The 22,352-nt window shown below is 55.1% G+C and carries 19 protein-coding genes and 7 tRNA genes; 2 read left to right on the top strand and 24 right to left on the bottom strand.

Annotation, left to right across the window (positions count from 1 at the left end):
* Positions 1 to 222 precede the first annotated feature (222 nt).
* The 4 genes from nadD to leuS are packed head-to-tail and all read right to left on the bottom strand — an operon-like array spanning position 223 to position 5,078.
* Positions 223 to 888, bottom strand: coding sequence for a nicotinate-nucleotide adenylyltransferase (gene nadD / locus SK58_RS17730; protein ID WP_003858694.1), 666 nt, complete (start codon positions 886 to 888; stop codon positions 223 to 225).
* Entirely contained in the window at positions 881 to 1,912 is a 1,032-nt protein-coding gene (gene holA, locus SK58_RS17725; protein WP_032671314.1) for a DNA polymerase III subunit delta, read from the bottom strand. Before holA ends, nadD begins: the two co-directional genes overlap by 8 nt.
* A complete protein-coding gene (gene lptE, locus SK58_RS17720; protein WP_045615085.1) occupies positions 1,912 to 2,481 on the bottom strand; it encodes an LPS assembly lipoprotein LptE in 570 nt (189 codons plus the stop codon). The genes holA and lptE overlap by 1 nt, the downstream gene beginning before the upstream one ends.
* Before the next feature lie 14 nt (positions 2,482 to 2,495).
* Positions 2,496 to 5,078: a leucine--tRNA ligase gene (gene leuS / locus SK58_RS17715; RefSeq protein ID WP_048220273.1), complete on the bottom strand. Its 2,583-nt coding sequence runs from the start codon at positions 5,076 to 5,078 to the stop codon at positions 2,496 to 2,498.
* Positions 5,079 to 5,292: 214 nt separating this feature from the next.
* On the opposite strand from leuS, the gene SK58_RS17710 reads away from it, so the two are divergent.
* On the top strand, positions 5,293 to 5,775 hold the full coding sequence (locus SK58_RS17710; RefSeq protein ID WP_003858689.1) for a zinc ribbon-containing protein: 483 nt from the start codon (positions 5,293 to 5,295) through the stop codon (positions 5,773 to 5,775).
* 56 nt (positions 5,776 to 5,831) lie between these two features.
* On the opposite strand, the gene rihA is transcribed toward SK58_RS17710, so the two are convergent.
* The 10 genes from rihA to miaB all read right to left on the bottom strand — a co-directional run bounded on the left by rihA (position 5,832) and on the right by miaB (position 16,080).
* The gene (gene rihA, locus SK58_RS17705) at positions 5,832 to 6,773 is read right to left on the bottom strand and encodes a pyrimidine-specific ribonucleoside hydrolase RihA (protein WP_032671312.1); all 942 of its coding nucleotides are present in this window, start codon (positions 6,771 to 6,773) and stop codon (positions 5,832 to 5,834) included.
* A 119-nt stretch (positions 6,774 to 6,892) separates the two neighbouring features.
* The gene (locus SK58_RS17700) at positions 6,893 to 7,618 is read right to left on the bottom strand and encodes an amino acid ABC transporter ATP-binding protein (protein ID WP_017382465.1); all 726 of its coding nucleotides are present in this window, start codon (positions 7,616 to 7,618) and stop codon (positions 6,893 to 6,895) included.
* Complete coding sequence (gene gltK / locus SK58_RS17695) at positions 7,618 to 8,292, bottom strand: glutamate/aspartate ABC transporter permease GltK (RefSeq protein WP_003858686.1); 675 nt, start codon at positions 8,290 to 8,292, stop codon at positions 7,618 to 7,620. The genes SK58_RS17700 and gltK overlap by 1 nt, the downstream gene beginning before the upstream one ends.
* Positions 8,293 to 9,033, bottom strand: a complete 741-nt coding sequence (gltJ, locus tag SK58_RS17690; protein WP_015571133.1) for a glutamate/aspartate ABC transporter permease GltJ — start codon at positions 9,031 to 9,033, stop codon at positions 8,293 to 8,295.
* A 155-nt stretch (positions 9,034 to 9,188) separates the two neighbouring features.
* Complete coding sequence (locus SK58_RS17685; protein ID WP_003858681.1) at positions 9,189 to 10,094, bottom strand: amino acid ABC transporter substrate-binding protein; 906 nt, start codon at positions 10,092 to 10,094, stop codon at positions 9,189 to 9,191.
* Between the two features lie 380 nt (positions 10,095 to 10,474).
* On the bottom strand, positions 10,475 to 12,013 hold the full coding sequence (gene lnt, locus SK58_RS17680) for an apolipoprotein N-acyltransferase (RefSeq protein ID WP_047735286.1): 1,539 nt from the start codon (positions 12,011 to 12,013) through the stop codon (positions 10,475 to 10,477).
* A gap of 5 nt (positions 12,014 to 12,018) precedes the next feature.
* Positions 12,019 to 12,897 carry a CNNM family magnesium/cobalt transport protein CorC gene (gene corC / locus SK58_RS17675; RefSeq protein ID WP_003858679.1) on the bottom strand — a complete coding sequence of 293 codons (879 nt, stop codon included), beginning with the start codon at positions 12,895 to 12,897 and terminating at the stop codon, positions 12,019 to 12,021.
* An 84-nt stretch (positions 12,898 to 12,981) separates the two neighbouring features.
* The gene (ybeY, locus tag SK58_RS17670) at positions 12,982 to 13,449 is read right to left on the bottom strand and encodes an rRNA maturation RNase YbeY (protein WP_017694310.1); all 468 of its coding nucleotides are present in this window, start codon (positions 13,447 to 13,449) and stop codon (positions 12,982 to 12,984) included.
* Positions 13,446 to 14,492, bottom strand: a complete 1,047-nt coding sequence (locus tag SK58_RS17665) for a PhoH family protein (protein WP_003858674.1) — start codon at positions 14,490 to 14,492, stop codon at positions 13,446 to 13,448. The genes ybeY and SK58_RS17665 overlap by 4 nt, the downstream gene beginning before the upstream one ends.
* Before the next feature lie 163 nt (positions 14,493 to 14,655).
* Positions 14,656 to 16,080, bottom strand: coding sequence for a tRNA (N6-isopentenyl adenosine(37)-C2)-methylthiotransferase MiaB (gene miaB / locus SK58_RS17660; RefSeq protein ID WP_015571130.1), 1,425 nt, complete (start codon positions 16,078 to 16,080; stop codon positions 14,656 to 14,658).
* 135 nt (positions 16,081 to 16,215) lie between these two features.
* Here miaB and ubiF point away from each other — a divergent pair, with 135 nt between their 5' ends.
* Complete coding sequence (gene ubiF / locus SK58_RS17655; RefSeq protein WP_003858670.1) at positions 16,216 to 17,391, top strand: 3-demethoxyubiquinol 3-hydroxylase; 1,176 nt, start codon at positions 16,216 to 16,218, stop codon at positions 17,389 to 17,391.
* Positions 17,392 to 17,499: 108 nt separating this feature from the next.
* On the opposite strand, the gene SK58_RS17650 is transcribed toward ubiF, so the two are convergent.
* From SK58_RS17650 to SK58_RS17600, 10 genes are all read right to left on the bottom strand, one after another.
* Positions 17,500 to 17,574: transfer RNA gene (locus SK58_RS17650), tRNA-Gln, on the bottom strand.
* A gap of 34 nt (positions 17,575 to 17,608) precedes the next feature.
* Positions 17,609 to 17,683 (bottom strand) — tRNA-Gln (locus tag SK58_RS17645).
* Between the two features lie 41 nt (positions 17,684 to 17,724).
* Positions 17,725 to 17,801 (bottom strand) — tRNA-Met (locus SK58_RS17640).
* Positions 17,802 to 17,818: 17 nt separating this feature from the next.
* A tRNA-Gln gene (locus SK58_RS17635) sits at positions 17,819 to 17,893 on the bottom strand.
* A gap of 32 nt (positions 17,894 to 17,925) precedes the next feature.
* Positions 17,926 to 18,000 (bottom strand) — tRNA-Gln (locus tag SK58_RS17630).
* A 23-nt stretch (positions 18,001 to 18,023) separates the two neighbouring features.
* Positions 18,024 to 18,108, bottom strand: a tRNA-Leu gene (locus SK58_RS17625).
* A gap of 8 nt (positions 18,109 to 18,116) precedes the next feature.
* Positions 18,117 to 18,193: transfer RNA gene (locus tag SK58_RS17620), tRNA-Met, on the bottom strand.
* Between the two features lie 225 nt (positions 18,194 to 18,418).
* Positions 18,419 to 20,083 carry an asparagine synthase B gene (asnB, locus tag SK58_RS17610; protein ID WP_015571128.1) on the bottom strand — a complete coding sequence of 555 codons (1,665 nt, stop codon included), beginning with the start codon at positions 20,081 to 20,083 and terminating at the stop codon, positions 18,419 to 18,421.
* A 250-nt stretch (positions 20,084 to 20,333) separates the two neighbouring features.
* Complete coding sequence (nagD, locus tag SK58_RS17605) at positions 20,334 to 21,086, bottom strand: ribonucleotide monophosphatase NagD (protein WP_003858667.1); 753 nt, start codon at positions 21,084 to 21,086, stop codon at positions 20,334 to 20,336.
* A 45-nt stretch (positions 21,087 to 21,131) separates the two neighbouring features.
* Positions 21,132 to 22,352, bottom strand: a complete 1,221-nt coding sequence (locus SK58_RS17600; RefSeq protein ID WP_006809613.1) for a DNA-binding transcriptional regulator NagC — start codon at positions 22,350 to 22,352, stop codon at positions 21,132 to 21,134.

Raw genomic sequence — 22,352 nt, 5'->3', positions numbered from 1 at the left:
CAGTCAGTATACCTGAACTGACGCCAGTCGCGGGACAAATGTCACCGCCCGGCTTTTGAAGGCGGGTATCATCCCACCCTCCGCCTGATATTGCATCGCCATTTTTGTAAAACAATTTCTGTAAAGCAGCGATCGGCGGGAAAGTCTGGCAGCGGAGGATATCAGTATGGCTTAGCCTGTCAAGGCAGGATAATCATTAACGGACAATTTCGCCGGCGATGCTCAGACATCTGTACTTTTCTGATACAGACCGTGCGCATGGATATAGGCCAGCACGGGCGAGGGGAGGAGATCGTCACAGTCTAAACCCTGCTGGAGACGCTCGCGGATGAGGGTTGCGGAAATATCAAACCACGGCGTTTCAGCGAGGTAAATTTTCCCGGCGGGGAGACTGTGCAGGTCTTCTATATTGTCCGTCAGATGCGCGTCAAGCCACTGCTGATGCTGTGCGTCGCGCATGGTCAGCGGGTAGCCCGGACGGCGGCAGACCAGCAGATGACTGTTTTCCAAAATGGTTTCGTACTGGTACCAGCTGGGAAAGTTGAGCAAGGAATCCTGGCCGATGATAAACGCCAGCGGTTTCATGGGCCCTTGCTCAGCGCGCCACTCCCGCAGCGTTTGCGATGTCCAGGAAGGGGTATCCCTGCGCAGTTCACGCTCATCCAGCGTGAAGAGAGGCTTATCGGCGATAGCCAGTGCGAGCATCGCTTTACGCTGCTCGCTGGTTGCTTCTGGCTGAGGACGGTGCGGCGGAACATTGTTGGGCATGATGATTACCCGCTGCAACCCAATCAAATTCGCGAGGATTTCTACCGGCTTAAGATGCCCATAGTGTACCGGGTCGAAGGTCCCGCCATACATTGCCTGTAAAGAATGCATATCACCCATCGATAAATACGTCTGCCAGCGCCTTATGGCAGAGCAGCAAAGAGAGGCTCTCCAGCTCCGCCCAGACAGACTGGCCGTAATCCTGTTTTAACGTCAGTTCGGCGCGCATCAGAAGTTGTACTGCCTGACGCAACTGCTCCTGGCTCAGGCGGTTTATCGCCTCCGTGGTCATCGCCCGACGGTTTTGCCAGACGCGATGTTTGTCGAATAAGGCGCGCAGGGGCGTGTGTGCTGACTGGCGTTTAAGGTTGTTCAGCAGCAGTAATTCGCGCTGGAGCGTACGGAGCAGAATGACCGGCTCACTCCCTTCCAGGCGCAGCTGTTGCAGGATGTGCAGAGCACGCTTACTTTTCGCCGACAGCAGCGCATCAACCCAGTGGAAGGGGGTAAAGTGCGCGGCATCATTCACCGCCTGTTCCACGCGCGGCAGCGTCAGCTTACCATCGGGCCACAGCAGGGCGAGCCTGTCCAGCGCCTGCGCCAGTGCCAGAAGGTTGCCTTCGTAGCAGTAGCACAGGAGCTGACTGGCGGCCTCATCCAGCTGCAAATTGTGCTGCTTTGCTCGCGCGGCAACCCATTTTGGCAGATGCGCCTGCTCTGGCGTCTGGCAGGTGACCAGCACCGCACTGGGGGCTAGCCGGGTAAACCAGGCCGCGTTTTCCTGCGCTTTTGTGAGTTTGTTGCCGCGTACGATAAGCAGAAGATCGCCGTGTAACAAACTCACCAGCATAGCCAGCTGTTCATTGATGGCAGCGTTAGGACCATTCTCCGGCAGCAGGATCTGGATTGTCTGACGAGAGGCAAACAGGCTCATGGCCTGACAAAGCGAGAAGATAGCGTTCCAGTCGGTACTGTTATCGATCTGGAACGTATGATGCTCATCGAAACCCTGTGCGGCTGCCGCATGGCGAACCGCATCAAGGCTTTCCTGAAGTAACAGGGGGTCATTGCCGAGTAGCAGATAGGCCGCGCGCAGCCCTTCGTTGAGCTGCGCGCGGAGTTGTTCAGGATACAACCTGATCATCAGTTACCCAGAGACGTTGGCATATCCGGCGTGCGGGCATCCGGTGTTTCGATGACGTCAGCGCCTTTTTTCGTCGACGCGGCAATGGTAGGCAGCTTACGGATCAGCTGCTCCGCAGCCTTATCGTACATCTCTTTGATGATAATCTGCTCTTCGGCGTCTTTCGCCAGCGCCGTCTGCGGGTTATCGAAGAACGAACGGTAGACTTTGGTACTGATAGGGTAAATATCTTTACCCGGTATCAGAACAGCCGCGCTAACGGTCAGCACCATCTGATATTCCGCCGTCCGCCCATCCTGGAAAATTGACGCAGTGTCTTTTGCCAGCGTTGATTTCAGGACGCGAAGCGAAGGAACATCCTGACGCAGGGTTCCCTTCTCGATCAGCTCAACATCGTTCAAACGCAGCTGGTTACGAATGGCCCGGCTCAGCGGTCCGTTCGGATCGGATGAGTCGAAGATCATTGTTTTCATCTGAGCAGGCACTGCCGTGGTGTTGCGCAGGTGCCAGCCGCAGCCAGCGGTGACCAGCACCGCCAGAGATAAGAGTATTGTTGCCAGTTGTCGCACGTTTCCTCCCGCGCTTAGCCAACGACCAGATTCAGCAGTTTACCCGGTACGTAGATCACTTTACGTACGGTAACGCCCTCAAGGTATTTCGCGACCAGATGCTCCTGGCCTGCGCGCTCGCGAACCTGTTCTTCGGTTGCGTCGACCGCGACGGTAATTTTACCGCGCACTTTACCGTTAACCTGCACCACCACCAGCGTGGTGTTTTCCACCATAGCGGATTCATCCGCCACTGGCCACGGCGCGTTGTCGATATCGTCTTCGCCTTTCAGCTCCTGCCACAGGGTGAAGCTAACGTGCGGCGTGAACGGGTTAAGCATGCGAACGACCGCCAGCAGCGCTTCACGCATTAAGGCGCGATCCTGCTCGCCGTCCTGCGGGGCTTTCGCCAGCTTGTTCATCAGTTCCATAATAGCCGCAATTGCGGTATTGAAGGTCTGACGACGACCAATATCATCGGTGACTTTCGCAATGGTTTTATGAACATCACGACGCAGCGCCTGCTGATCTTCGCTCAGTGCAGCCACGTTCAGCGCAGGCGCATCACCCTGAGAGGTGTGCTCGTACACCAGTTTCCAGACGCGTTTCAGGAAGCGGTTTGCCCCTTCAACGCCGGATTCCTGCCATTCCAGCGTCATATCTGCCGGGGAGGCGAACATCATGAACAGACGCACGGTGTCAGCGCCGTAACGCTCAACCATTACCTGCGGGTCGATACCGTTATTTTTCGACTTGGACATCTTGCTCATGCCGGTATACACCAGTTCATGACCTTCGGCGTTTTTCGCCTTCACGATACGGCCTTTCTCGTCGCGCTCCACAATCGCATCAACCGGAGAAACCCAGTTACGCTCGCCGTTCGCGCCAACGTAGTAGAACGCATCTGCCAGCACCATACCCTGACACAGCAGCTGTTTTGCCGGCTCGTCGGAGTTGACGAGGCCTGCGTCACGCATCAGTTTGTGGAAGAAGCGGAAGTAGAGCAGGTGCATGATGGCGTGTTCAATGCCACCGATGTAGATGTCTACCGGCAGCCAGTAGTTTGCTGCATCGGAATCCAGCATGCCTTCTTTGTACTGCGGGCAGGTGTAGCGCGCATAGTACCAGGAGGATTCCATAAAGGTGTCGAAGGTGTCGGTTTCACGCAGCGCTGGCTGACCGTTGACGGTGGTTTTCGCCCACTCAGGATCGGCTTTGATCGGGCTGGTGATGCCGTCCATGACCACGTCTTCCGGCAGGATCACCGGCAGCTGATCTTCCGGCGTTGGCATCACGGTGCCATCTTCCAGAGTCACCATTGGGATTGGCGCACCCCAGTAACGCTGACGGGAAACGCCCCAGTCGCGCAGACGGTAGTTCACTTTACGCTCGCCCACGCCCAGGGAGGCCAGCTTGTCGGCGATGGCGTTGAAGCCTTCTTCGAAGCTCAGGCCGCTGAACTCACCGGAGTTAAACAGGGTGCCTTTTTCAGTCAGCGCTTGCTCAGAGAGATCGGGCTCAGAGCCGTCAGCGGCAAGAATAACAGGCTTGATGGTCAGGCCGTATTTGGTGGCAAATTCGTAGTCGCGCTGGTCGTGACCCGGCACGGCCATCACTGCGCCTGTGCCGTATTCCATCAGTACGAAGTTGGCTGCCCAGACAGGGATCGCTTCGCCCGTCAGCGGGTGAATGGCTTTAAAGCCGGTATCAACGCCTTTTTTCTCCATCGTCGCCATGTCGGCTTCGGCCACTTTAGTATTGCGGCATTCGTCGATGAAGGTCGCCAGTTCCGGATTGTTTTCTGCCGCTTTCTGCGCCAGCGGGTGACCTGCGGCCACGGCCAGGTAGGTCGCGCCCATGAAGGTGTCCGGACGGGTGGTATAGACGGTCAGGGTCTGGTCGTAGTTCTCAACGTTGAAGGTAATTTCCACACCTTCGGAACGGCCGATCCAGTTGCGCTGCATGGTCTTAACGGTATCTGGCCAGTGGTCCAGATTATCCAGATCGTTCAGCAGTTCGTCAGCGTAGGCGGTGATTTTGATAAACCACTGCGGGATCTCTTTACGCTCTACTTTGGTGTCGCAGCGCCAGCAGCAGCCATCGATAACCTGTTCGTTCGCGAGAACGGTCTGGTCATTCGGGCACCAGTTAACGGCAGAGGTCTTCTTGTACACCAGGCCTTTTTTATACAGCTCGGTAAAGAATTTCTGCTCCCAGCGGTAGTATTCCGGGGTACAGGTTGCCAGCTCGCGACTCCAGTCATAGCCAAAGCCCAGCATTTTCAGCTGGTTTTTCATGTACGCAATGTTGTCGTACGTCCACGGAGCCGGTGCCGTGTTGTTTTTCACCGCCGCGCCTTCAGCAGGCAGGCCGAACGCATCCCAGCCGATAGGCTGAAGAACGTTTTTGCCCAGCATACGCTGGTAGCGCGCAATCACGTCACCGATGGTGTAGTTACGCACGTGGCCCATGTGTAGTCGACCAGAAGGATAGGGAAGCATCGACAGGCAGTAATACTTCTCTTTGCTCTCGTCTTCGGTTACTTCAAAGGTGCGCTTCTCGTCCCAGTGTTGCTGGACTTTTGATTCTATCTCTTCCGGGCGGTATTGCTCTTGCATGGCAGCCAGTGGTCCTGTGTTCAATACAGCTACAAATGTAGCCAATGGATGTGGTAATTCAGATCCGCATAGCATAGCCCAAACGCCCGCGTCAAAACAGCCTTTCACGCAAATGCACTTTGCAGGAATTTACCGGGTCTGTGCTTCACCTGACAAAGCGGCGGCGAAATAAGGTCTATTATTAGAGACAGTTACTTACCCGAGAGGCAAAATGATGAACAAGGTTGCTCAATTTTACCGTGAACTGGTAGCGACTCTGACGGAACGGCTGCGTAACGGCGAGCGTGATATCGACGCGCTGGTCGAACAGGCACGCGCACGCGTGACACAAACGGGTGAGTTAACGCGAACCGAAGTGGAAGAGGTGACGCGCGCCGTGCGCCGTGACCTGGAGGAGTTCGCGCGAAGCTATGAAGAAAGCCAGGACGAGATCGCCGACAGCGTTTTTATGCGGGTCATCAAAGAGAGCCTGTGGCAGGAGCTGGCGGATATTACCGATAAAACTCAGCTGGAATGGCGTGAGGTGTTTCAGGATTTAAACCACCACGGTGTCTATCACAGCGGCGAAGTAGTGGGGTTGGGGAACCTGGTGTGTGAGAAGTGCCACCATCATATCGCCGTTTATACGCCGGAGGTGTTGTCGCTGTGTCCGAAGTGCGGGCACGACCAGTTCCAGCGTCGGCCATTTGAGCCGTAGGTAAAAGCAAAACTGTTTGCACCCTCTCCCTGTGGGAGAGGGGCGGGGTGAGGGCATCAGGCCGCAGAATAATAAGCCAGCCGCTCCGCCAGCAAATCCACAAACGCTTCCCGATCGATATCCACCATTACCGTGGTATTCGGCTTGTTTCCCGTCAGCGAGTAATAGTCCACCACCGTCATTCCCTGGGTATATTTCCCCTGTGTTTCCACACCAACCCAACGCTCGACCGTGGTAAACATTTCCGGCTTCAGCAGCCAGGCGATGGTGCATGGGTCATGCAGCGGGGCGCCGTGGAAGCCCCACTTCTCGGCTTTGTGATACTCCATAAAGAAGTCGAGCAGCTCGGCCACGGTCGTTGCAACCGGGTTGCCCACAGAACGGAATCGTTCGATGTCCTGCGCCATAATTTGTGCGCGGTGGGTAACGTCCAGCCCCGCCATCACAATCGGCAGGCCCGACTGGAAGACGATTTCCGCGGCTTCCGGGTCAACGAAGATGTTGAACTCTGCTGCTGGCGTCCAGTTCCCCAGCCCCATTGCCCCGCCCATGATGACGATACGGGCGATGTTGCTGTGCAGTTCAGGATGGCTGTTCAGCAGCAGCGCTACGTTGGTCTGCGGGCCGGTCGCCACCAGCGTCACGGGCTCTGCGCTCTCACGCAGCACCTTCGCCATGAGCTCGACGGCAGTGCAGTTTTGCGGTGTGAAATTCGGCTCCGGTAGCGCCGGGCCATCCAGCCCACTTTCACCGTGAACATTATCCGCAATGATCAGCTCGCGCATTAGTGGCTTAACGGCGCCACCTGCGACCGGAATATCGGTGCGTTTCAGCAGCGTCAACATCCGCAACACGTTTCGTAAGGTTTTATCCGGCGTCTGGTTCCCGGCGGAGGAGGTGACAGCTTTTACGTCCAGTTCAGGGGAAGCAAGAGCAAGGACGAGTGCGATCGCGTCATCATGACCCGGATCGCAGTCGAGAATAATTGGCTGTGCCATAGCGTTCTCCATTCTCAGCATTATTTGTGACAAGGTTAACGCTGCGATGTGACGCCGAATAGAAAAAGAGATCTAAAGCGTGAAGCAGTGCGCAATCCGCAGATTGCGCACTAAAAAGATTAATGCAGGATTTTGGCGAGGAAGTCTTTTGCACGTTCAGATTTAGGATTTGCGAAGAACTCTTCTTTTGGTGAGTCTTCAACAATTTTCCCTTCATCCATGAAGATCACGCGGTTGGCCACTTTACGGGCGAAGCCCATTTCGTGCGTCACCACCATCATGGTCATCCCTTCGTGCGCCAGCTCCACCATGACGTCCAGCACTTCGTTGATCATCTCAGGGTCGAGCGCGGACGTCGGCTCATCAAACAGCATTGCCACCGGATCCATGCACAGCGCACGCGCGATTGCCACACGCTGCTGTTGGCCGCCCGAAAGCTGGGCCGGGAACTTATTCGCATGCGCAGACAGCCCGACGCGTTCCAGCAGCTTCAGCCCCTTTTCGCGCGCCGCTTTTTTGTCGCGCTTCAGCACTTTGACCTGCGCCAGCGTCAGGTTCTCAATGATGGACAGGTGAGGGAACAGCTCAAAATGCTGGAACACCATCCCTACGTGGGAGCGAAGCTGGGCAAGGTTGGTTTTGCGGTCATTTACTTTGGTGCCGTTAACGACAATCTCGCCCTGCTGGACAGGTTCCAGCCCATTAACGGTTTTGATAAGCGTGGACTTACCGGAACCGGACGGGCCGCATACCACTACCACATCGCCTTTTTTTACTTCTGTTGAGCAGTCGGTCAGCACCTGAAAGTGCCCATACCATTTAGAAACATTTTTCAGGGAAATCATTATACCGTCCTTTTCTTCAGCCAGCTGACCAACAGCGATGCGCTTAAACTAATCACAAAATAGACCCCGCCCGCGAAGAGGATCATCTCAACCTGCGTTCCGTCACGTTCTCCAATGGTGGAGGCGGTACGGAAGAAGTCTGCCAGACTCAGCACGTAGACCAGGGAGGTATCCTGGAACAGGACGATGCCCTGCGTCAGCAGCAGCGGAACCATGGCGCGAAACGCCTGCGGCAAAATAATGAGCTTCATGGACTGCCAGTGCGTCATACCGAGCGCCAGCGCAGCGCTGGACTGCCCGCGAGAGATACTCTGAATACCTGCGCGGATGATCTCTGAGTAGTAGGCGGCTTCAAACATGGAAAACGCCACCATGGCAGAGATCAGGCGGATATCGGTCTTTGGCGACAGTCCCAGTACGTTCTGTAAAAAGCCGGGAACAATCAGATAAAACCACAGCAGCACCATGACCAGTGGAATGGAGCGGAATACGTTAACGTAGGCCGTGGCAAACCAGGCGAGCGGCTTAAAGCTCGACAGGCGCATCACTGCCAGCAGGGTGCCCCAGACAATACCGACGATAATGGCGATAACGGTGATCTTTAAGGTGATTGCCAGTCCATCCAGCAGATAGGGCATGGAGGGAACAATGGAACTCCAGTCAAAATCGTACATTTATTTGCCCCCCAGATTGCCCGGCAGGCGTACTTTGCGTTCAACCAGGTTCATCACCAGCATGATGAAAGCGTTAATCAGAACATAGGCGAGCGTGATCGCCGTGAAGGATTCCCAGGCGTGAGCGGAGTAATCCAGCAGTTTGCCCGCCTGTGCCGCCATATCCACCAGACCGATGGTTGAGGCGATAGCCGAGTTTTTTACCAGGTTCATCATCTCGGACGTCATCGGCGGAACGATGACGCGGTAAGCGTTAGGCAGCAGTACGTAACGGTAGGCCTGGGGCAGAGTCAGGCCCATTGCCAGTGCCGCATTCTTTTGCCCGCGCGGCAGTGACTGTATGGCGGCACGTACCTGCTCGCAGACGCGCGCAGCGGTGAACAGCCCCAGACACAGCATAGAGGAGACAAAAAATTGTACGTTAGGATCCAGCTCGGCCTTAAACCACATGCCGAGATCTTCCGGCAGCAGTTCCGGGATCACCAGATACCAGGTAAAGAACTGCACGATCAGCGGAACGTTACGGAACAGTTCCACATAGAGCGTGCCAATCGAAGAGAGAAAACGGTTAGGGACGGTACGCAGAATACCGAACAGCGAACCGACAAGAAACGCGATAATCCACGCCGTTATCGATAACGCAACGGTAACCTGAAAGCCGCTCCACAGCCAGCCGAGATAGGTGGTGTTGCCGAACGGGGCTTGTTGCAGAAAGATGCCCCAGTTCCAGTCAATTGACATAGTAAACTCCAGAAAAAAAAGGGTAGCAGCGCTACCCTCGAAGATTGGTGAGAAGCTCAATTTTTGCGCTGAGTGGGGAACGACCACTCAACGTATAGTCTGTCCATGCTTCCCGACAATCGAGAGGGCAGGAGATCCCGCCCCTGTCGTTCTAATTAGTTAAGAGCTTTGTCGTTTGGTGATTTGAACAGCGCTTTCATGTCGTCAGACAGTTCAAAGTTCATGTTCAGGTTTTTTGGTGGAATTGGGTTCTTGAACCATTTGTCGAACCATTTTGCCGCTTCGCCGGAGGTTTGCGCCTGAGCGATGGTGTCATCGATCAGTTTCTTGAAGTCCTCGTCACCTTTACGCAGCATACAGCCGTAGGCTTCTTTCGACTGGGCGGTACCGACGATTTCCCAGTTGTCTGGTTTCTTCGCTTTCGCGCGTTCGCCCGCCAGCAGGGCGTCATCCATCATAAACGCGACAGCACGGCCGCTTTCCAGGGTACGGAAGGAGTCGCCATGGTCTTTCGCGCTGATGATGCGCATGTCCATTTTCTTCTCGTCGTTCAGCTTGTGCAGCAGCACTTCGGACGTGGTACCGGAGGTCACGACAACCGCTTTGCCTTTCAGGTCAGCAAAATCTTTGATGTCGCCGCCTTTCTTCGTCAGCAGGCGGGTGCCCACAACGAAGATGGTGTCCGAGAAAGCGGCCTGTTTCTGACGCTCAAGGTTGTTGGTGGTTGAGCCACATTCAAAATCAAATGTGCCGTTTTGCAGCAGAGGAATACGGTTTTGTGAAGTGATGGGGATCAGCTTCACTTGCAGGTCAGGTTTGTTCAGCTTTTTCTTCACGGCTTCAACGATGGCGTTGGAGTAATCCTGTGAATAGCCCACGACTTTTTGCGTGTTGTCGTAGTAAGAGAACGGGACAGAAGATTCACGGTGGCCGACCACGATCACGCCGTTTTTGGCAATCTTGTCGAGAGTGCTTCCTGCTGCCGGAGCGTCTTCAGCGTGGACAACCCCCGCAGACATTCCCATAACCAGCATTGCTGTGGCCAGTTTACGTAATTGCATACCCAACTCCTTTCTTATCAGCGCCAGTGACGCATAGATACCCATTGTGATGTTGTTATATCTCGCGCAATGCGAGTGCAGTGTTGTGCAAGCTTGTTAACATTTAGTCTGGCTTAATGTAAAGATTTTGCTGCGTTATTGTTTATTTTTGCGAAGCGCGCCGCACCATTCAGAGGCAATAATCCCTCGTTGCACCGTTTAGGTGCTACCGATGATCTACGCTGGTGCGACAAAGTTGCACGTTAAGCCAGACAGCGTTGATATGAATAAACAAAGCAACAGGCGTGCCAGAATTGAAGTTTGGGAGGAAATTGTCGGGTGGGGGCGGCGGAGAGTAGGCCGGGTAAGGCGTAGCCGCCACCCGGCAACAGAAGGTAAGGTTATTTACGACGCTGACGCAGGCTCATCAGTACTGCGCCAAAGCCGAAGAGCAAGGTCAAAATCCACAGCGGCCAGTTCCCGGTGCGCGCGTAAGGCGTAAGCCCGGTAGTTGGCGTGACGTTAGTAGTCAGCACCTCACGGGTAAATTGCGGGATCATGGCCTGGATTTCACCCTGCGGACCAATCACGGCGGTAATGCCGTTATTGGTGCTGCGCAGCAACGGACGTGCCAGCTCCAGAGAACGCATTCGCGCCATCTGGAAGTGCTGCCACGGGCCAATCGATTTACCGAACCACGCATCGTTTGAGATGGTCAGCAGATAGTCGGTGTCCGGGCGGAAATTATCGCGCACCTGCTCGCCGAGGATAATCTCGTAGCAAATGGCGGCCGTCAGGGCAAAACCGTGCGCATGCAGCTGCGGCTGAACGTAAGGGCCCCGGCTGAATGAGGACATCGGCAAATCAAAGAACGGTGCCAGTGGGCGCAGAATAGACTCCAGCGGAACAAATTCGCCAAACGGTACAAGGTGGTTTTTGTTGTAGCGATTGGTGGAGGTATAGCTGTATTCGCTGTCCTTACCGAGCGTAATGATCGTGTTGTACGTGTCATAGCGGTTCTGCTGATTGAGACGCGCATCCACAATTCCGGTGATCAGCGTACTGCCGCGCGCGCGCAGCAGATCGTCCATCATCTTCAGGAAGGGCTGCTGATTGATCTCCAGGTCCGGGATCGCAGACTCAGGCCAGATGATGAGCTGCGATTTGCCCATCACCTTTTCAGTGGCGTTGGCGTAGATTTTCAGCGTGTTCAGCAGCTGATTCTCATCCCATTTCAGGGACTGCGGGATATCGCCCTGTACCAGTGAAACCTGCGTGGCGCGCGCGGGCTCCAGCGTAAACCACTGGATATAACGCAGCGGGAAGGGCAGGGCAAACAGGATCAACGAGGCAACCAGCGGCTTCCAGTTACGTGTCACCAGAGCCAGCACCAGAAGGCCGCTGACCGCCATGAGCAGGAAGTTGATCGCCTCCACGCCCATGACCGGGGCCAGGCCTTTCAGCGGGCCGTCTACCTGGCTATAGCCGAACTGCAACCACGGGAAGCCGGTCAGTACCCAGCCGCGCAGAAATTCGGTGATTTGCCAGGCAACGGGTGCCGCTATCGCCACGCGCAGCCAGGTCGTTTTTGGCCACAGGCGAGACAGGATGCCCGCGAACAGGCCGGTGTAGAGCGAGAGATAGGCGGCGAGCAGCACAACCAGGAAGACGTTAACCGGCCCCGGCATTCCGCCAAATTGCGCGATACTGACGTAGACCCAGTTGATACCAGAGCCAAACAGCCCCAGCCCCCAGAAGTAGCCAATGGCCGCGGCCTGTACCGGACGGCGGTTCAGGGTAAGACCCTGTAGCCCCATCAGGGAGAGAATAGCGGCTGGCCAGATATCGTAAGGAGAAAAAGCCAGCGTACCGCTGGCTCCGAGTAACAGCGCCAGCAGCAAACGGACGCGCTGGCGTTCAAAGAGTGGGGCAAATGCCATTTACATTAATCTTCCAGTTTTGGCACCGGTGAGTCGTCCGGCATTCTGACGTGAACCTGAATAATACGTCGGCTGTCAGCCATTGCGACCTTGAACTGGTAACCATCGATGTCAACGGTTTCACCGCGGGCCGGAAGATGGCCGAAGGCCTGCATCACCAGGCCACCAATGGTGTCCACTTCTTCATCGCTGAAGCTGGTGCCAAAGGTATCGTTGAAGTCTTCAATGGAGGCCAGCGCGCGCACGGTCCAGGTGTGGCGGCTCAGCTGACGGAAGTCGATATCCTCTTCTTCGTCATACTCATCTTCGATTTCGCCCACGATCAGCTCAAGGATGTCTTCGATTGTGACCAGACCGGAAACGCCACCAAATTCATCAATAACAATCGCCATGTGATAGCGCTGGGAGCGAAACTCCTTCAGCATCCGATCCACACGTTTACTTTCCGGCACAACCACGGCCGGGCGTAACACCTTTTCCATACTGAAGGCTTCGGCATCGCTGCGCATAAACGGCAGCAGATCTTTCGCCATCAAAATCCCTTCAATGTGATCTTTGTCTTCGCTGATGACCGGGAAACGTGAGTGAGCCGATTCGATAATCACATCGAGGCACTCGTCCAGCGTCTGGTTGCGTTTCAGGGTAATCATCTGCGAGCGGGGGATCATGATGTCGCGGACGCGCTGGTCGGCGATGTCCATCACCCCTTCGAGCATTTCGCGCGTATCTTCGTCGATAAGGTCGTTCTGCCCGGAATCACGAATCAGCTCCAGCAGTTCATCACGGTTTTTCGGTTCGCCGTGGAAAAGCTGGTTCAGAATGAGGGAGAAAAATCCCTTTTTAGTGGTTGTCGTGTCGCTACTGTGTGAATTGTCGTCGCTCATGGCGTTTGTTAAGGGTTCTCTTGTTAGTTCAATGTTAACCGCCGCGCTATGTCCCTGCGCGGCGGCATGGTAGTCAGTGACTGACTATTCTTTCTCGGCAATGTACGGATCCTCATAGCCCAGAGCAAGCATTATCTCTGTCTCGAGGGATTCCATCTCTTCCGCTTCGTCATCTTCAATATGGTCGTAACCCAGAAGATGCAGGCTACCGTGCACCACCATGTGTGCCCAGTGCGCTTCCAGCGGCTTTTGCTGCTCTTTGGCTTCCTGCTCAACCACCTGACGGCAGATGATCAGATCGCCCAGCAGCGGCATCTCAATGCCCGGAGGGGCTTCGAACGGGAAAGAGAGCACGTTGGTCGGCTTATCTTTCCCGCGGTAGGTCAGGTTGAGCTCATGGCTTTCTGCTTCATCCACCAGGCGAATCGTGACCTCTGATTCTTCCTGAAACTGGGGGATAACGGCATCCAGCCATTTCTGAAACTGTGCCTCTTCTGGCATGCCGGAATTATCATCACAGGCCAGCTGTAAATCGAGGATCACCTGACTCATTTCTGTTCATGCTCCTGCGCTTCGCGCTTACGTTCTGCGGCCAGTTCGGCCCTGCGCTTCTGATCTGCCTCTTCCCAGGCCTCATAAGCGTTAACGATACGCGCGACGACCGGATGGCGTACCACGTCTTCACTGTGGAAGAAGTTAAAGCTGATTTCCTCTACCTCGGCCAGGACTTCGATGGCGTGACGCAGACCCGATTTGGTGTTACGCGGCAGGTCAATCTGGGTGACGTCACCGGTGATAACCGCTTTCGAGTTAAAGCCAATACGCGTCAGGAACATCTTCATCTGTTCGATGGTGGTGTTCTGGCTCTCATCCAGAATGATGAACGCGTCGTTAAGCGTACGGCCACGCATGTAGGCCAGCGGAGCAACTTCAATCACGTTACGCTCGATGAGCTTTTCAACTTTCTCGAAGCCGAGCATTTCGAACAGCGCGTCATACAGCGGGCGCAGGTAGGGATCTACTTTCTGACTCAAATCGCCCGGCAGGAAGCCCAGTTTTTCACCGGCTTCAACAGCAGGGCGGGTCAGCAGGATACGGCGGATCTCCTGACGCTCGAGCGCATCGACCGCAGCGGCAACCGCCAGATAGGTTTTACCCGTACCCGCCGGGCCTACGCCGAAGGTGATGTCGTGGTCGAGAATGTTGGCGATGTACTGCGCCTGGTTCGGGGTACGAGGCTTAATCACGCCGCGTTTAGTTTTGATGTTGATGGCTTTGCCATAGTCCGGCACGCTTTCCGCGCTCTGCTCAAGCACGCGCGCCTCTTTAATGGCCAGGTGGATCTGTTCAGGTTCAATATCCTGGATCTCACCGCGCATCGGGGCGGTATCAACATACAGGCTGCGGAGAATATCTGCCGCGGCGTTGACGCAGATTGGGCGTCCGGTGAGTTTGAAATGGTTATCGCGACGATTGATTTCGATACCCAGACGTCGCTCCAGTTGTTTGATATTGTCATCAAACGGCCCGCACAGGCTCAGCAGGCGAGCGTTGTCTGCGGGCTCAAGGCTAATTTCACGCGTATCTATGTTCAAACTGTTCCTCTTTAATTGGTTAACTGACCTGTGGCCACACGGCGTAATAAAACGGTCATTACCGAAATTATTCACGCCACAGAATAAAGGCGCAAGCGTTGCGGTAGATATTGGGGGCGATGAGAGGAAATACAAGGCCTGCCGGACAGGCAGGCCAGAAGGATCAAGGCTGGTAAATACCCACGCCAGAATCGTTGACTTTGCGGGTGCGAGAGATAACGGATTCCGGAGTCTGTGCAATTCGCAGACCCATTTCGTCCTCAGTGCGTACCACCTTCCCGCGCAGCGAGTTCGTGAGTACTTCGACAATCTCGACGTCCACAAACTTACCGATCATGTCCGGGGTGCCTTCAAAATTCACCACGCGGTTATTTTCGGTTCGACCAGACAGTTCCATGACGCTCTTACGGGAGGTGCCTTCCACCAGAATACGCTGGACAGTGCCGAGCATACGACGACTCCAGGCGTTGGCCTGCTGGTTGATACGCTCCTGTAGAATATACAGACGCTGCTTTTTCTCTTCTTCCGGCACATCGTCAACCATATCGGCCGCAGGGGTGCCCGGGCGCGCAGAGAAGATAAAGCTGTAGCTGACGTCGAAATTCACCTCGCCGATGAGCTTCATGGTGCGCTCAAAGTCATCAGCGGTTTCGCCAGGGAAGCCGACGATAAAGTCGGAGCTAATTTGGATATCCGGGCGCGCTTCACGCAGCTTGCGGATGGTGGACTTATACTCGAGCACCGTATGTGGACGACCCATCAGGTTCAGCACGCGATCAGAACCGCACTGGATCGGCAGGTGCAGGAAGCTCACCAGCTCTGGCGTATCGCGATAGACGTCAATAATGTCGTCGGTAAATTCCATCGGATGGCTGGTGGTAAAGCGAATGCGGTCGATGCCGTCAATCGCCGCCACCAGACGCAGCAGTTCAGCAAAGCTGCCGGTGGTGCCGTCGTAGTTTTCCCCGCGCCAGGCGTTCACGTTCTGACCCAGCAGGTTCACTTCACGAACGCCCTGCGCGGCAAGCTGCGCGATTTCAAACAGGATATCGTCTGCCGGGCGGCTCACTTCTTCACCGCGGGTGTAAGGCACCACGCAGTAAGTACAGTATTTGTTGCAGCCTTCCATGATGGAGACGAAGGCGGTCGGGCCATCAGCGCGCGGCTCAGGCAGACGGTCAAATTTCTCGATCTCCGGGAAGCTCACGTCAACCACCGGGCTACGGCTGCCGCGAACCTGATTAATCATCTCTGGCAGGCGGTGCAGGGTCTGAGGGCCAAAAACGATATCCACATAGGGGGCTCTCTGGCGGATCAGCTTACCTTCCTGCGATGCGACGCAGCCACCCACGCCAATAATCAGGTCCGGATTTTTCCGTTTGAGAAGCTTCCAGCGGCCTAACACATGAAAGACTTTTTCCTGTGCTTTTTCACGAATTGAACAGGTGTTCAGCAGCAGCACATCGGCTTCTTTCGCATTTTCAGTCAGCTGGTATCCGTGGGTGGTATCCAGCAGATCGGCCATCTTCGATGAATCGTATTCGTTCATCTGACAGCCCCAGGTTTTTATATGGAGTTTTTTAGTCATCGACTTGCTCAGCTCAGGATTGCAAGCCGCGTATTGTAATGCTTTGGTGCGGTTGTGACCAGTATGAAGGTTGTCAACCTCAGGGCCGCAAAAATCCGGTAAACTTAAGGTATTCTCCAATAAGGAATAGTGACCATGACACTCCTGAACACCGAAGTTGCCGTTGTTGGCGGCGGTATGGTCGGCGGCGCACTGGCGCTGGGGCTGGCGCAGCAGGGATTTGACGTAACCGTTATTGAACAGGCGGCTCCGCCGGCATTCGATCCTGCCAGCCAACCGGACGTGCGTATTTCCGCCATCAGCGCGGCCTCTGTTGATCTGCTTCGCGGGCTGGGCGTCTGGGAGGCGGTGCTGGCGATGCGCGCGCACCCATACAGCCGTCTTGAAACCTGGGAGTGGGAAAATGCTCACGTGTCGTTTGATGCCGCCGAGCTGAAACTGCCGCGCCTGGGCTATATGGTGGAAAACAACGTGCTCCAGCAGGCACTCTGGCAGGCGCTGGAGGCGCACCCGAAGGTGACGCTGCGCGTTCCGGACTCGCTGAAAGGCCTGCATCGTCATGAGGGCGGGTATCTCCTGACGCTGGACAACGACGATGAGCTGGCCGTGAAGCTGGTGGTGGGGGCGGATGGCGCGAACTCGCAGGTCAGGCAGATGGCAGGCATTGGGATCCATGCCTGGCAGTACCAGCAGTCCTGCATGTTGATCACCGTGCAGTCAGAAAACGCGCCGGGCGAGAGCACGTGGCAGCATTTTACGCCGAACGGCCCGCATGCATTCTTACCGCTGTTTGATAACTGGGCTTCGCTGGTGTGGTACGACAAACCGGCGCGCATTCGACAGTTGCAGGGTCTGTCCATGGATCAGTTGCAGCGCGAAATTCGCCAGCACTTCCCGAGCCGTCTGGGCAACGTGACCCCGGTTGCCGCCGGCGCATTCCCGCTGATGCGACGCCATGCGTTGCAGTATGCCCGTGAAGGACTGGTGCTGGTGGGGGACGCGGCGCACACCATTCATCCGCTGGCGGGGCAGGGGGTGAATCTGGGATACCGTGACGTCGATGCGTTACTGGATGTGCTGGGTAACGCTCGCGCCCACGCGGAAGCCTGGGCCAGCCATCAGGTACTGAAGCGCTACCAGACGCGCCGTATGGCGGATAACTTCATTATGCAGTCGGGGATGGATCTGTTCTACGCCGGGTTCAGCAACGATGTTGGTCCGGTGCGTATAGTGCGCAATATTGGATTGATGGCGGCGGAGCGTGCCGGTGGGCTGAAGCGTCAGGCCCTGAAATACGCCCTCGGACTCTGATCTTTATTCCCTCTCCCCGTGGGAGAGGGTTAGGGTGAGGGCATCAGGCCGCACTATTCTGAACAACAAAAACAAAAAAGCCCGCAGAGCGGGCTTGTTTGTTTTAAGTGGCTGGGGTGCAGGGATTCGAACCCCGGAATGCTGGTATCAGAAACCAGAGCCTTACCGCTTGGCGACACCCCAATTGCGTTAAACAAACTGCTTAACGACTTTAAAGTGGCTGGGGTACGAGGATTCGAACCTCGGAATGCCGGAATCAGAATCCGGTGCCTTACCGCTTGGCGATACCCCAACAATGTTCAGTTTACCGAATCGTATTCGATAACATAAATATGGTGGCTACGACGGGATTCGAACCTGTGACCCCATCATTATGAGTGATGTGCTCTAACCAACTGAGCTACGTAGCCAGTACTGCAATCTTCGATGGCTGGGGTACCTGGATTCGAACCAGGGAATGCCGGTATCAAAAACCGGTGCCTTACCGCTTGGCGATACCCCAATACCGCGGAGAACCGCATGATCGAAGAAATATGGCTGGGGTACCTGGATTCGAACCAGGGAATGCCGGTATCAAAAACCGGTGCCTTACCGCTTGGCGATACCCCATCCGTGCAACGCTTACCTGGGAATGGTGCGGGAGGCGAGACTTGAACTCGCACACCTTGCGGCGCCAGAACCTAAATCTGGTGCGTCTACCAATTTCGCCACTCCCGCAAAAAAGATGGTGGCTACGACGGGATTCGAACCTGTGACCCCATCATTATGAGTGATGTGCTCTAACCAACTGAGCTACGTAGCCATCTTTTTTTCGCGTTACCTTATCGGCGTTGCGGGGCGCATTATGCGTATAGACCCTTGCAGCGTCAACACCTTTTTCAATGAAAATAGCCGGAATGTGACTGTTTGGTTAGGTTGCGAACAGCGAGGCCGAATATTCGACAATTATTGGTTATTTATCGTTTTTGACGGGGGAAAAGAGAGGCAAAAAAATCAGGCCCCGGAGGGCCTGATGATACTCTGAACATTATTTATAGGCAGACTGGTGAACGCCCACCGCGCGTCCTGACGGATCGTTCATCGCTTTGAATGATTCATCCCATTCAATGGCTTTAGCAGAAGAGCAGGCGACCGATGGGCCACCCGGTACGCACTCTGCTGCGCTTGGAACCGGGAACAGCTCCTCAAAGATCTCACGGTACAAATACGCTTCTTTCGAGGCTGGCGTGTTGTACGGGAAACGGAAGCTCGCAGTTTCCAGTTGTTGATCAGAAACCTGTTTCGCCGCCACCTCTTTCAGGGTGTCGATCCAGCTGTAACCCACGCCATCCGAGAACTGCTCTTTCTGACGCCACGCCACGCTCGCCGGCAGGTAGGATTCAAAACATTCTCGCAGGATATGTTTCTCCATTTTGCCGTTGCCGCACATTTTGTCCTGCGGGTTGATGCGCATCGCCACATCAAGAAATTTCTTATCGAGGAACGGCACGCGGGCTTCCACACCCCAGGCGGACATCGCTTTGTTGGCGCGCGCGCAGTCAAACATGTGCAGCGCCTGTAGCTTACGCACCGTTTCTTCATGCAGCTCTTTGGCGTTTGGCGCTTTGTGGAAATAGAGGTAACCGCCAAACACTTCGTCAGAACCCTCGCCGGAGAGCACCATCTTGATGCCCATCGCTTTGATCTTCCGCGACATCAAATACATCGGTGTGGAGGCGCGAATGGTGGTCACATCATAGGTTTCAATGTGATAGATCACATCGCGGATCGCATCCAGACCTTCCTGTACGGTGAAGTGAATTTCATGGTGCACCGTGCCGAGATGATTTGCCACTTCCTGGGCGGCTTTCAGGTCAGGTGCCCCTTCCAGACCCACGGCAAAGGAGTGCAGCTGCGGCCACCAGGCTTCAGAGCGCTCCTGATCTTCCACGCGACGTGCGGCGAATTTCTTGGTGATCGCGGAGATCACGGAGGAGTCCAGACCGCCGGAGAGCAGTACGCCGTAAGGTACGTCTGACATCAGGTGGCTTTTCACTGACTCTTCCAGGGCCTGACGCAGTTCGGCTTTGTCCGTCACGTTGTCTTTCACCGCCTCATAATCAAACCAGTCGCGCTGGTAGTACGGGCGGATCTCGCCGTCTTTACTCCACAGGTAGCTACCTGCCGGGAACTCTTTGATGGTGCGGCACACCGGTACCAGGGCTTTCATCTCTGAGGCAACGTAGAAGTTGCCGTGCTCATCGTGCCCCATGTACAGCGGGATAATACCAATATGGTCGCGGCCAATCAGGTAAGCGTCTTTTTCGCTGTCGTACAGGGCGAAGGCGAACATCCCTTGCAGATCGTCGAGGAACTCCGGGCCTTTCTCCTGATACAGCGCCAGGATCACTTCGCAGTCTGAGCCAGTCTGAAACGCGTAGCGATCGCCGTACTCGGCGCGCAGCGCCTGATGGTTGTAAATTTCACCGTTAACAGCCAGCGCGTGCGTTTTTTTCTCGTTATACAGCGGCTGTGCGCCAGCGTTGACATCAACAATGGAGAGACGTTCGTGAGCCAGAATCGCTTTATCGCTGGCGTATACGCCTGACCAGTCCGGACCGCGATGGCGCATCAGGCGGGACAATTCGAGTGCTTTTTTACGCAGTTCGCCCGCGTCAGTTTTAATATCCAGTACGCCAAAAATAGAACACATAACCTTCTCCGTTAACCCTGTTGCGTTGTGATGTTGCTTGCTTATGAAAATGCCGCAAAAGGGGGAGGGGGCGCAAGCGTTTTACGGGTGAAAACGTAAAAAGTGCAATGGCGATTGCTGAATCTTAAAAAACGAGTATGTCTAAAGCGATTTTATTGATGTTTATTCAATGAAAGATGGCTTTTGTTAGATGGGGTAAGGTTTTCAGGCGGCGGAAATGAAAAACCACGCCCTGAGGCGTGGTTCTGAATTAAATAACGTCGATTTCGTCGACGGAGGGATATATCCAGCTTGGGCGGAACGGCATCGTATCAATGTCATCAAGCTGCGAGACGCCAGACAGCACCAGAATGGTTTCAAGCCCCGCCTGGAAGCCAGCCAGAATATCGGTGCGCAGGTTATCGCCCACAATGACGGTTTCTTCTGAGTGTGCCTGCATCGTATTCAGCGCGGCGCGGATGATCCACGGGCTCGGTTTGCCGACAACAAACGGCTTACGACCAGAGATTTTTTCGATACCGGCACACAGCGCACCGCAGGCAGGATAAAAACCACGACCGTGCGTATCCGGGTTGGTGGCGATAAAACGTGCACCGTTGGCGACAAAGTAGGCTGCTTTATGCATCATCTCCCAGTTAAAGGAGCGCGTTTCGCCCACGATGACAAAGTCCGGGTTCACGTCGGTAATGGTGAAGCCCGCTTTATACAGCTCGTGGATCAGCGCGCCTTCGCCGACCACGTAGGCTTTTTTGCCTTCCTGACGCTTCAGGAAATCCGCGGTCGCCATTGCAGAGGTATAAAACACGCTGTCCGGGACGTTGACGCCTGCGGTTGCAAAGCGGTTTGCCAGATCCTGACCAGTCTGTGAAGGGTAGTTCGTGAGAAGAACCAGTGGCATTCCTTTGTCGATGATGCGGTGAAGAAACTCCGCAGCACCCGGCACGGCAACGTTGTCGTGCATCAGCACGCCGTCGATATCACAAATTACATTCTTAATGGTCATGGACAATCCGACATCAAAAAAAGAAGGCGTTACTATAAGGTCCGATCAGGATTCCAGCAAATGTTGCAGCAGGATCCCGTTGAGCATGGCACGTTTTACCAGGGCGAATGCGCCAATCGCCGAGCGGTGATCGAGCGTAGAGCGCACCACCGGCAAGTTCTGGCGAAAGGCTTTCAGCGCCTGGGTATTGATGCAGCCTTCAATCGCGGGCAGTAACACTTTTTCGGCTTCCACAATCTCACCGGCAATCACCACTTTTTGCGGATTGAACAGGTTGATGGCAATGGCGATGGTTTTACCCAGGTGGCGTCCTACCTGTTCGATCACTTCGCAGGCCAGCGCATCACCTTTATTAGCGGCTTTGCAGATGGCACCGATCTTACAATCGTCCAGCGTGACGCGGCTCTGATAACCCTGTTCCAGCAGGTGGCGAACGCGATGTTCAATGGCGGCATTGGCGGCAACGGTTTCAAGACAGCCAAAGTTACCGCAGTGGCAGCGCTCGCCAAGCGGTTCAACCTGAATATGACCAATCTCGCCGACGTTGCCGTTACGGCCAATAAAAATGCGGCCATTTGAGATGATGCCCGCACCTGTACCACGGTGAACGCGCACCAGAATAGAGTCTTCGCAGTCCTGGCTCGCACCAAAGTAGTGCTCCGCCAGCGCCAGCGAGCGGATATCGTGACCAACAAAGCAGGTCAGCTTAAAGCGCTTTTCCAGCGCCTCAACCAGCCCCCAGTTCTCTACCTTAATATGCGGCATGTAGCGAATAACGCCGCTTTCCGGGTCAACCAGGCCGGGCAAAATCACCGAGATGGCGATGAGTTCACGGATCTTGCGCTGACAGCTTTCGATAAAATGCGCAATGGTATTCAGTAACGCGTGTTCAAGCGTCTCCTGCGTGCGCTCAGGAAGGGGGTAGTGCTCTTCGGCAATGGCCTTGCTGCTCAGATCGTAGAGCGTAAGCGTGGTGTCATGACGGCCTAAGCGGACGCCAATCGCCTGAAAATTACGGGTTTCCGTGACAATGGAAATCGCGCGGCGACCTCCGGTGGAGGCCTGCTGATCGACTTCTTTGATCAGGCCGCGCTCAATAAGCTGACGTGTAATTTTTGTCACGCTGGCGGGAGCAAGCTGGCTTTGTTCGGCTATCTGAATGCGTGAGATTGGCCCGTGCTGGTCAATCAGGCGATAAACTGCCGCGCTGTTAAGTTGTTTAACGAGATCGACATTACCGATTTGAGCTTGTCCGCCTGGTGTCAT

The organism is Enterobacter sp. BIDMC93, assembly GCF_001037805.1.
Taxonomy (GTDB): Bacteria; Pseudomonadota; Gammaproteobacteria; order Enterobacterales; family Enterobacteriaceae; genus Enterobacter; species Enterobacter hormaechei_C.
This window is presented reverse-complemented; position numbering and strand designations above follow the sequence as displayed.